The sequence below is a fragment of the Citrobacter sp. S46_ASV_140 genome, assembly GCF_018919545.1.
Lineage (GTDB): Bacteria > Pseudomonadota > Gammaproteobacteria > Enterobacterales > Enterobacteriaceae > Citrobacter > Citrobacter braakii.
Map to the genome: position 1 here is coordinate 1 of NZ_JAHLRC010000115.1, position 11184 is coordinate 11184.

At 47.8% G+C, this 11184-nt stretch carries 10 protein-coding genes; 4 read left to right on the forward strand and 6 right to left on the reverse strand.

The window, feature by feature from the left end:
* Positions 1-224: 224 nt before the first annotated feature.
* The 5 genes from KQJ19_RS19550 to KQJ19_RS19570 form a co-directional block, all read right to left on the reverse strand.
* Positions 225-836 (reverse strand): hypothetical protein, encoded by a 612-nt coding sequence (locus KQJ19_RS19550; protein WP_200079652.1) that lies wholly within the window; start codon positions 834-836, stop codon positions 225-227.
* Between the two features lie 15 nt (positions 837-851).
* A complete protein-coding gene (locus KQJ19_RS19555) occupies positions 852-1418 on the reverse strand; it encodes a hypothetical protein (RefSeq protein WP_153690442.1) in 567 nt (188 codons plus the stop codon).
* A 63-nt stretch (positions 1419-1481) separates the two neighbouring features.
* Positions 1482-4109 carry a fimbria/pilus outer membrane usher protein gene (locus KQJ19_RS19560; protein WP_216404018.1) on the reverse strand — a complete coding sequence of 876 codons (2628 nt, stop codon included), beginning with the start codon at positions 4107-4109 and terminating at the stop codon, positions 1482-1484.
* Positions 4110-4142: 33 nt separating this feature from the next.
* The gene (locus KQJ19_RS19565) at positions 4143-4850 is read right to left on the reverse strand and encodes a fimbria/pilus periplasmic chaperone (protein ID WP_047498933.1); all 708 of its coding nucleotides are present in this window, start codon (positions 4848-4850) and stop codon (positions 4143-4145) included.
* A gap of 65 nt (positions 4851-4915) precedes the next feature.
* Positions 4916-5524 carry a fimbrial protein gene (locus KQJ19_RS19570; RefSeq protein WP_216404019.1) on the reverse strand — a complete coding sequence of 203 codons (609 nt, stop codon included), beginning with the start codon at positions 5522-5524 and terminating at the stop codon, positions 4916-4918.
* 860 nt (positions 5525-6384) lie between these two features.
* Between KQJ19_RS19570 and dgcJ the strand changes: the two genes are divergently transcribed.
* The 3 genes from dgcJ (at position 6385) to KQJ19_RS19585 (ending at position 9006) form a co-directional block, all read left to right on the forward strand.
* Positions 6385-7875: a diguanylate cyclase DgcJ gene (gene dgcJ / locus KQJ19_RS19575; protein ID WP_016156302.1), complete on the forward strand. Its 1491-nt coding sequence runs from the start codon at positions 6385-6387 to the stop codon at positions 7873-7875.
* 44 nt (positions 7876-7919) lie between these two features.
* Positions 7920-8423, forward strand: a complete 504-nt coding sequence (locus KQJ19_RS19580; protein ID WP_046275927.1) for a YbaK/prolyl-tRNA synthetase associated domain-containing protein — start codon at positions 7920-7922, stop codon at positions 8421-8423.
* A gap of 136 nt (positions 8424-8559) precedes the next feature.
* Positions 8560-9006, forward strand: coding sequence for a DUF441 domain-containing protein (locus KQJ19_RS19585; protein WP_016152803.1), 447 nt, complete (start codon positions 8560-8562; stop codon positions 9004-9006).
* On the opposite strand, the gene KQJ19_RS19590 is transcribed toward KQJ19_RS19585, so the two are convergent.
* The gene (locus KQJ19_RS19590) at positions 8963-9781 is read right to left on the reverse strand and encodes a helix-turn-helix transcriptional regulator (RefSeq protein WP_046275926.1); all 819 of its coding nucleotides are present in this window, start codon (positions 9779-9781) and stop codon (positions 8963-8965) included. The two genes, KQJ19_RS19585 and KQJ19_RS19590, sit on opposite strands and share 44 nt — an antisense overlap.
* A gap of 99 nt (positions 9782-9880) precedes the next feature.
* On the opposite strand from KQJ19_RS19590, the gene KQJ19_RS19595 reads away from it, so the two are divergent.
* Positions 9881-11068, forward strand: coding sequence for a CynX/NimT family MFS transporter (locus KQJ19_RS19595; protein WP_047358591.1), 1188 nt, complete (start codon positions 9881-9883; stop codon positions 11066-11068).
* The last annotated feature ends 116 nt before the right edge of the window (positions 11069-11184 follow it).

The following is an 11184-nucleotide window of genomic DNA, read 5'->3' on the forward strand; positions in this document are numbered from 1 at the left end:
GTGCGGAACCACTCAGCATCACTGCGCACAGCAAACCTGAAATAAGTGCGGCTTTCCTACCCGCCAAATGCTTATTCATAATCATTCCTTTTTAATTTTAGAGAGTTTTTTACTCTCAAATAATTTGGCAGAAAATATCCTGCCCCTCATACGACAAGAGTGTTATAAGGCGAACACCCGCGCCGCATTTGAAAGAGTGTGTTGCACAACCCCGCTAGCGGGTATTAGTCATAAACAATATTTGCGTAAACATCTGCTTTAAGATCTTTTCCCGCACTGTTGGTATTAACAGCGGCAGAAGTGTTAAGCAGTGAGTTTTTAGTCACTACCATTTTGGCATACAGCGGCCAGGTATAAACTTCGCCCGTTTTGGCCAGGGTCTCCAGTGACAAAACGGTCGGTTCACCTGCTTTATCCGCACTAACGTAAACCGCATCATCAGTCGAGGTAGAGTCGGCATTTTTGAGTAATGCGACCCCCAGACCTGACTCTCTATCACTGGTATCACGGAAATTTACCGCTTTACGGACAAAGCCATAACCTGAAGTGGATGCACCAACAAAATTGACTTTAATATTAGTGATACTATTACAGCCAGAGAACTTCAGAGAGACGTTTTTGACTGGCGCAGCTGGAACAATCGTCCCTTCCGCTTTCCCCACGATATCAGATGCATTGAGGCTGCCAAACGCAATATCCACACCACTAGAACCAGTAAAAGAAGCCGTACAGGTTGGTGCGGTCAGTGTTCCTTTAAAGGTTAAATCAACCGTTGCATCAGCCGCCAGAGCGGAAAGCGGTGCGCAAAGTAACATTGCAGAAATAAGTTTTTTCATTGGTCGCCGCTCCCCTTACAGATAAGTAATATTTAAAACAGCGGCAGAGCTCAGAGAGCCTGAAACCATAGCCGAATACGCGCTAACTGTCGGAACGATAGTTGTTTTGATATAAACGCTCCACTGTGGTGAAAATTTTTGCTCGCCAGTATCCAGCGTGTTGTTATCAGCCTGCAGCGAATAATATGTCCCCGTTGCACCATTTTTTACTTCGGTCTTAAACGCCACACCTGTCGCGCCACCGGTAGCCGGTGCAACCCATTTCCCCTGATAAGTCCCGGAGGCGATATTGACCGTACTGGAAGAACTCAGAGAAACGGATATGTTGTTGACAGCAACACAGTTTTGCAGATTAAATGACTGCTCAATGTTCCTTGTCCCGGCAAATGCCACAACAGGTGTCACCTCGCCAAAATCATATACCAGCCCTTCAGTCCCTGAACTCAGGGTACAGGTACCACGATTAATGTGGGTACTTGCCGTAAAGTCGACTCGTTCAGCCAGTGCAGAACCACTCAGCATCACCGCACACAGGGAACCCGTAATGAATACTGATTTCCCTTTTAATTTGAATTTATTCACTAAAAACTCCTTTTTTAATTAAAGACATCAATGCTGATGTGGCTTAACTTAACGATGATGTTATTAATCACAGATTACGTTATCGACAGACAACGTCTTACTGTTGATATCTTCCTGAGTCGTTTCAGGTAACTGATAATTAAACCGACACTGTTCTTCGGTGTTATCGCCCCAGATAACAGATAACGTCCCGGACTGCTCTATTCCTCGAGTAAAGGCACGACCACCTTGTCCAACCGTGCCCACGACCTCATTATTTTCATTAAATATCTCAGACCCCAGAGGAATATTTTTACCATTTTTCAAACTAAGACGGAAAAATACCGAGCGACGATCGTCCGTAGCGAAAGGAACATAAATAATAGCCCCTGCACGCGGAACAACTTTCGTCGATGTCTCTTTTAATTCGGTATCCTGTTCCATTTTCGATGGATCGATACTCACATCATTAAAGCGGTAAGGTGACAGGCTAGAAACATAGGCATACCCGGCACTGTTAATTCGCGCAGCCCTGTCACCCATCGCCAGTGCGCCTTTCGCACCTTTCGCCTCAATCAATGCAACAGGCGTGTCACCGTTAATGGTTCGTCCGAAAGTTACGCCGCCCTTGTGAATTAAAACCCCACCGCTGCCGTTCACAGACATCTGACGGCTGTTCTCTGTATCGGCAGATATGTTCCCCCCCCAGCTACCGTAACGGGTATCCCAGGAGGCATTCGCCCCAATATTCTCAATCTTATTATCGTCGTAGCCGTTGCGGCGATAACTTGCGTTGACGCCATAGTTCATGCCTGCATCCTGGTTATAACCCGAGGTCGAGGTCGATAAATTACTGTCTCCCTTGCTGCTTCGGGTATAACTGGTGTTCAGATAATCAAACAGCGGCGCTTTATCACCGGAACGATCGCCAAGCGGTATAGAAAACGACAAATAAACCTGATCGTCTTTCTCATTACCGTCAGTGTAGTAACGGTTAACGGAAACGCTATAGCTGACTTGTCCCAGAGAGTTGCTGTAACCCAACTGATAACTTTTCTCTTTGCGCCCTGAACGCCAATACTCTGATAGCATCGCTGAAGAATAAAATGAGCCCCATCCATTTTCCAGCGACTGGTTGACGTTGAGTTGTACCTGTGACTTAAGGCGATCCTCCAGGTCCATCCAGTCGGTTTCCGATAGTCGATCCACTGCCTCACTCAGCGTATAGAAATCTTTTGTCGAATAACGGTAAGCCGCAATATTGAAACTGGTATTTGTCGAGTAGATAAAACTGTTGTATTTAATCCCCACACTCTGCCCTTCCCGGCTGCCTTCTTCCGCTGACAAATGCGACTGTGTCAAGTCTATTGAGACTGCACCAATCGGCGTATTCAGCGCCACCCCGCCGAGAGCAGAGTAGTAGCCCGACATATATTCAGCACCGGTATATAAAGACAGATAATTATTCAGACCATATTGCCAGGTTCCCTGGGTGACAACAGGTTTCTCTGCGCTGCTCGATCCGTTATATTCCCCCACCGCCAGCGAATAAAGGCTGACCCCTGGGTAAAGCAGCTGCCCACTGCCATTGAAAGGTATAATCAACTGACGCGTCCGACCGTCCGCCTCCTGAATCGTAACGTCAAGCTGTTCGCTGGAGCTGATCGGATTATAATCGTCAATCGAAAATGCTCCCGGCGGCACGGTTGTTTCTAATATTTTAGTGCCAGCCTGGCTGATAATAATTTTCGCATTCGACTCCGCAACCCCACGAATAACCGGACGGAAGCTGTTCAGGGAGTCTGGCAGCATTCGCGTGTCGCTGCTCAGCGTCACGCCGCGTAATGGAAACCCATCAAAAAAGGTGCTGCTGCTATAGATCTCACCGACCCGTAGCCGTGACTTCAGCGGCGCGACATCGTGTTCCACGTACAGGTTCGAACTGTCGAACGTTGTTCCACTGTCTTTTGTGTAGTTCGCGTCGCCACGGACACGGACGCGCCAGCCCAGTAAATTCAGTCCACCATCAAGGCCGACCCAAGCGCTATCAGAGCTAACCCCACTGTAACTTGAACGATAATAACTGGTGTTATAACCGACAAACGCCGCGTTAACGCCGTCATCCCAGAGCGTATCCGGCACTTCATCAGGACGTGTTGCCAGTACCATGGCCTGTGGAATATTCAGCATAAAACGCTGATCGTTGATATCCATTTTCCATTTAGCCTGGGGGATCAGGGTTTTCAGCGAAATGCAGCTTTCCGCCTCTGCGCCAGAAACATTAATGGCACCAGGATCAACACCAAAATTCGCCAATTCTTTCAGGCTCAGGCAAGGAATTGCACGTAACGGATCTTTTGGGTTTTCATCAAACTGAATTTCAAACTTACCCATTTCGCGCTCGTTAAGTACAACGGTTGCGTAATGCTTCCCGGCGGTAACAGGGTTTCCTTTGGAAAAACGGCTAACGTCTATTGGCTGATTAGATAAAAAGATATTACTAAATTCTACCTCTTCATCTTCAGTACCGATTTCCTCACTTTCTTTATTTTCTTCTTTTTCCTGCACATTAGAATTTTCTACTGATGATGCAGGCGAAACACTATTTTGTGCAGGGGTTTCAGTAGCATTCGCTGTCCCGACAACATTCAATAAAATAAATGTGCTAGCAATACTCGACAAACGAAAACGATCGCTAATTAACATATCCATAGAAAAACCCGAACGTTCCATCGTGAAAAAATACTATTTGATAACAGCAGTACCCTCTACATCGTTACCATAATCCGAAATATAGCTATACGTCAGATTGGTTCCTACAGCTGCTTTAAACGTTTTGTTATCAAATGTGAACTTTTCCGTTGCAAAAGGTGCAACCATTCCTGGCTTCGCCGAATTATTACCAACTTTCATCATGTTGAAGGTCAGATAATAAGGGGAGTTATTTTTTGCAACTAATGTGCCATTTTCCGCACGCCATTCAACCTTACCTGCCGCATCTTGTGGTTTTACGGGTAAAGCATCTGGGCGATAAAACATCTTAATCCGAGTACGAAACGCCAGTTGTAATTTATTATTGCCAGCAGCCTCACCTTTTGCTTTTGGCGGAACCTCTAACACGTTCAGATAATAAATACTTTCACGATCTTTCGGCAAACTGGCGTCCATTTTAGAAATACGCAGCGTCTGGCCTTTCTTCGCATCAATACGTGACACCGGAGGTGTTAACATAAATGGCAGATCGATATTTTCCGGCGATTCCGTTGCACGACCATCATCCAACCATGACTGCACCAGCAGTGGACGCGGCCCCTCATTGGTCAGGCGAACGTTAACTTCTTTGGCTGCTTCTTTATAAATCACACGCGTGGTATTAATGACGACATCGGCCCATACAGACGAACTGAAGGCCAAAGTCGCGGCCATAATTGCAGATAAATATTTGATGGACATTTAATTTATTACTCTCTGAAAAATAAGGCGGCAATAAAAACTGCCGCCTCAGTCTTAATCAATAATTACTGGTAAACTACGCTGAAGGTAGCTACCGTTTCGATATCACCAGCGACAACATCTGTACCCGTCTGGACATAACGAGTGTTAAAACTGTAGGTCTGGGCATTCGTCTGTGTACTTTTATAATCCGCTGGATCTACAGTATTTGGACCCATCGCCAGTGTTTTGGTAGCGTCAGTGTCTTTAGTGAAGCCAATCTGCACGCCTTTAGCAGCAGTATCCATGGTATTGACGGAGTCCAGCAGGACGTTACGATAGGTGCTGGTGCCTGAATCCGCATAACCAGTAGAATCAAAGCTAACCGCAACACCGGTTTTACCGGCTGGCATCACGCAGCCTTCCAGAGTGATATTTACAGTACGCATATCTCGAGAAGCATTCATATTGGTACCATTCGCGATCGCAACAGAATCCGTCATATCCACAGCAGCAATCGGATCAATCTGCAGCAAAGTAGAAGTCGGTGCACCGTTGATCGCCACAGCACACGTTTTGTTAATGACTTCGCCATTAATACGAATCTGGCCATCAGCCGCCATCGCATTCACCGCACTTAAACCACCTGCAACCAATGCAGCAACCTGAGCAATTTTAATAATTGAACGACACATAATTCATAACTCCATTTATTTACAAAAAATATAACTAATACTTACCGTGCATTATGCTGGCGTATACAAAAGCACCACATTTTAGTTCCACTGCAGCCCGCAATAGCGGTGTAGATCAAAAACAGTAGCAAAGATTATTAAGGGTAACGCCGTGAGCACATTATTATATTAATGGATGTAAATTGCAACCAATTGACACGCTACAAAATATATATGAAAGCATTCACAAGCCGCATTTAAAATTCACTTAAAACATAGAAAAAAAGTCACACAGAAAATAAAATGATAAGTTAAAACAATTAGTTAAAGAAAACATAATATAATTTATAAATAGAAAAACCTATGACATCAATAGATGAAATACACTCTATTTTTAGGAATAAATCCAAGATCAATCGATCTCATGAATAAATTCACGAGATGAATTTAAAAAAAATATTGATACAATTACAATATAAAATATTTGAAAACAATTTTATTGTCGCAACTTATTTACCTTATCATTAATAAAACATATACATTAGGAACAATAACCACCGCCGTTATATTCCTCCCAACCCAGAACAATAAACGAGTCACTGGATGTCTGACTCTCCATTGCAAGCAATCTGCCTCTCGGCTTTTATAGATAACGTTGTTATCAGCGACCTTAGTGATAACTTCTGCCCATCTTTATGCCCGTATCAGCATGGTAAACACTCTGTTGCTTTAACGCCCCCGGACGCTGACGGGTTTTGCCCTGGCTGACTAAGAACACACGCGAATGATTTTTATTACAAAATGCCCTTCCCAGTAGCGTTAGAGCGGATGTATGGCGTGTGATAGACTGAAGTATCAGACTTACAGGGCTGTACATCATTATGCAATTGCATCATAAAGCGCTCAGGCTCTTTATCTCCGTCAGCGTCGTTGTTTTGACGTTTTCTTTTTTAGTTTATGAGCTCATTGCCAGCGATAAAGCAATGAATGCGTACATGCGCTATATCAATGAGAAAGCCGACTCATCGTTTCTCTATGATAAGTATACTAATCAAAGTATTGCAGCCCATCTGATGCGCACATTTTCATCCCCCCAGGTACCCGCTTCTATCGAGCAACAAAAAGCACTTTGCAACGCTTTCGACAGCGTTAACGGCACTCATGGGCTCAACCTCACCCAGCATAACTACCTGCCATTACACGGTACGTTGCAAACCCCCACTACAAAATGTAGCGAGAAACTTGAAGACATATTTCTACTGCCCTCTTTTGACCGGGCGGTAAACGTTAATCGTGAGCAGAAAGATTACGGTCATGGTTTAGGTATGCAGGAGTATAAATTTCGATATTACGTCGATCTCAAAAATAACTACGTCTATTTCTTTGATCTGGTCGATTCGCGGAAATTTGCGATACACAACTGGTCGTTTTTGCAAAAAGGAAACCTGGGTATCAACCAGAATGATATTGACGGTATTTTCACTGGCCGCACGGTAATCTCCCGTATTTATGAAGATAACCTGACCGAGAAAAAAGTGATGAGCTTTTTAACACCTGTCTACTATGCCGGTAAGTTAAAAGGCGTGGTGATGGTGGATATTAACAAAGAGAATTTAAAGAATATTTTCTATACCAGCGACCGCCCTCTCGTCTGGCGCTATCTTAACGTGACGCTTTCGGACATCAACTCAGGTAAAGAGATACTCGTTCACCAAAGTGAGAACAACCTGTTTAGCTATGTTCACTACCAGGAGGACATGCCCGGCGGTATACGCATCACCTTATCGCTTGATTTTATGTACTTTATTGTCTCCTCCTGGAAAGTATTCGCCTTCTATCTGCTGGCGACAATACTGTTGCTGAATATGGTCAGAACGCATTTTCGGCTGTATCACAACGTCACGCGTGAAAATATCAGTGACGCGATGACCGGGCTCTACAACCGCAAAATTTTAACACCGACGCTCGAACAACGTTTACAGCAGTTGGTAAACGCGGGCACCCTCGTGACCTTTATCGCCATTGATTGCGATAAACTAAAAGTCATTAATGATACGCTGGGGCATAAGGAAGGCGATCGAATTATCACCATTCTGGCTAGAGCCATTCAAACCTCGATTCGCAAAAACGACTATGCCATCCGCCTCGGTGGGGATGAGTTTTGCATTATCCTCATCGATTACCCCGCTGAATTAACGCCTCGTCTGCTGGAGAGGATTCGCTATAACTTACAAATTATTGCGCAAGATAGAGCAATCAGCTTCTCCGCAGGGATTTATAATATGCAGCCAAACGACACCATTGATGATGCCTACAAAGCATCCGATGCACAGCTCTACCTGAACAAACAGAAAAAACGCGCGGATGCGTAATCATTTTTCTGACAGGATTTTCATTGTTGTACCAGGAGTAAGTCATGACGGAAGTGAACAAAGGTAACGCAACGCATCAGCGTTTAATTTCGCTGTTGTCAGAACAAGGCGCGACGTATCGCGTGGTAAGCCATGAAGCGGTCGGCAAATGTGAAGCGGTTTCTGAAATTCGCGGTACCGCACTGGGCCAGGGAGCAAAAGCGCTGGTTTGTAAGGTCAAAGGCAACGGCGTTAATCAGCATGTCCTGGCGATTCTTTCTGCCGACCAGCAGGCCGACCTGAGCCTGTTAGCCAGCCATATCGGCGGGTTAAGAGCATCACTTGCCAGCCCGGCGGAAGTCGATGCACTGACAGGTTGCGTATTTGGCGCTATCCCACCGTTTAGCTTCCATCCAAAACTTAAGCTGGTCGCCGATCCGCTATTGTTTGAGCGTTTTAATGAAATTGCGTTCAATGCCGGAGTGCTGGAAAAATCCGTGATCATGGATACCGCAGATTACCTACGTATCGCGCAACCGGAATTACTCCCGTTCCGCCGCGTACAATAGCCGCCCGAGTCAGGTGTAAAACGTAGCATCGTGCATTAGCCCAAAAAAAATCATAATCATTAAAAAAAGCCTGTTCCGTCACGCGTTTACGCGTACAGTAAGCAGGCTTATTTTTTCTTTTGGCAAGGAAACTACGATGTTTGATGTCACTCTGCTGATCCTGCTCGGACTGGCAGCTCTGGGCTTTGTCAGCCACAACACCACTGTCGCTGTTTCAATTCTGGTGCTGATCATTGTCCGTGTTACCCCTCTGAATACGTTCTTTCCATGGATAGAAAAACAGGGCCTGACCGTCGGGATTATAATTCTAACCATTGGCGTCATGGCGCCGATCGCCAGCGGAACGCTCCCCCCCTCCACGCTCATCCACTCCTTTGTGAACTGGAAATCACTGGTCGCTATTGCCATCGGGGTATTCGTCTCCTGGCTTGGCGGGCGCGGTGTCACGCTCATGGGTAGCCAGCCTCAGCTTGTGGCCGGTTTACTGGTGGGTACGGTACTGGGCGTGGCGCTATTTCGCGGTGTGCCGGTGGGACCGCTCATTGCGGCAGGTCTGGTGTCATTGATTGTTGGGAAGCAGTAGCCAGTCCAGCCAGATAACGGCCTGGCGTCTGTCCCAGGCCTTTTTTGAACATGGTGATAAATGCCGTGGTCGAATCGTAACCGAGCATGTGCGCAACCTGTTGCACGTTATGGCCATCTATCAGCGCCTGCAGCGCCAGAATTAATTGAAGCTGGTGACGCCAGCGGCGAAAACTCAACCCCGTTTCTTTAACGACCAGACGGGCGAGGTTCCGCTCACTCATCGCAAATACGCTGGCCCACTGTCCCAGCGTCTGCCACTGCGCGGGCTCCCGCGCCATCGTCGCGACCATTCTGCGGATTTTCGGGTGATCGGAAACCGGCAACTGCATTTGCTCCTGCGGTTGCTGCGGGAGTTCATCAAATAGCACTTGCGTCAGCCGCTGGGTAGACGGCTCCAGCCGTTGATCATCCGTTTTGGACGCCAGCGCCAGAATGAGCTCCCGACATAATGGGGCGATTTTCAGGGTGCAGCAGCGTTCAGGCATCACGACTGCCTGCGGCTCAATAAACAAAAAGCACAGTTGCGCCCCAACGGTAACGTGGTTGCTGTGTGGAATTTCACCGGGGATCCATACCGCATATTGTGGAGGCACCATCCACATGGCATTTTCAACCTCACAGGTGATCGCGCCATGCAAGGCCAGAATCAACTGCCCCTTACGGTGCTGATGCAGCGGACTGAAGAGTTCATCTTCCCGGGCCTGAATACAAAACGCCACCGCCGCATCGTGGTAAAGGTCGGGCTCATACCCATCCAGCCTCAGTCCTAACATAAAAATGTCCGTTTTTAGCGATAAACTGTCATTTTAGCTTGATTCATCCATTGAGTAAAAACGCTAAAGTATCGCCTCGCCTGACGACATGAGAAAAAAATGACAAATATGCCTTCCTCCCGCGGCAAAAACGCAGCCTGGCTGATCGCGGGGATCCTGATGATTGCCACCACGCTGCGCGTCACCTTTACCGGAGCCGCCCCGTTGCTGGATGCAATTCGCACCGACTACGGCCTGAGTACCGCCCAGACGGGACTTCTGACCACCCTGCCGCTGCTGGCCTTCGCACTGGTATCGCCTCTGGCCGCCGCCGTTGCACGCCGTTGGGGTATCGAACGCAGCCTGTTTGCCGCAATGCTACTGATTTGCGCAGGTATTGCGATACGTTCTCTGCCCACGCCAGGTTTCCTGTTTAGCGGCACCGCTATCATTGGTTGCGGAATCGCGCTGGGAAATGTGCTGTTACCTGGGCTGATTAAGCGTGATTTTGCTCAGCATGTGGCAAAACTCACTGGCGCATACTCGCTGACTATGGGCGCAGCGGCGGCACTGGGTTCAGCTATTGTGGTTCCGCTGGCGCTGAACGGGTTTGGCTGGCGCGGTGCGCTGATGGTACTGATGGTCTTTCCGCTGCTGGCGCTGATTATCTGGTTACCCCAATGTCGCCAGACGGCCAATGCCAGTTTGAGCAACTCGCGCGCTTTGCATTCCCGCGCGATCTGGCGCTCGAGCCTCGCCTGGCAGGTGACGCTGTTTCTCGGGATCAATTCACTTATCTACTACGTGATCATTGGCTGGCTACCCGCCATTTTAATCAGCCACGGCTACAGCGAAGCGCAGGCCGGTTCGTTACATGGTTTACTGCAACTGGCAACCGCCGCGCCGGGGTTATTGATCCCTCTCGTCCTGAACAGATTTAAGGATCAGCGCGCCATCGCCGCACTGGTTTCGTTAATGTGCGCCGTCGGCGCAGCCGGATTCGCGGTAATGCCCGGGCAGGCTTTGCTGTGGACCATACTGTTTGGCTTTGGCTCAGGCGCCACAATGATCCTTGGTTTGACCTTTATTGGCCTGCGCGCAAGCTCAGCGCATCAGGCCGCGGCCCTGTCCGGCATGGCACAATCCGTCGGGTATTTACTGGCTGCCTGTGGGCCACCGCTGATGGGTAAGATTCACGACCTCAATGGTAGCTGGCTGATTCCATTAGCTGGGGTCGCCGTGTTAGCGATACTGATGGCAGTGTTTGGTCTGTGCGCAGGGCGTAATCGGGAGATCGCAAGCGCATAATGCAGCGGGCAGGTTTGGGAACAACCTGCCCGTTTTTTTATCCTCGCGCAGCGCGCAGCATTGCCTGAACTAACGGCACGGGTTTTCCCGCCAGCGCTCCACGTTCATGCTGAAAG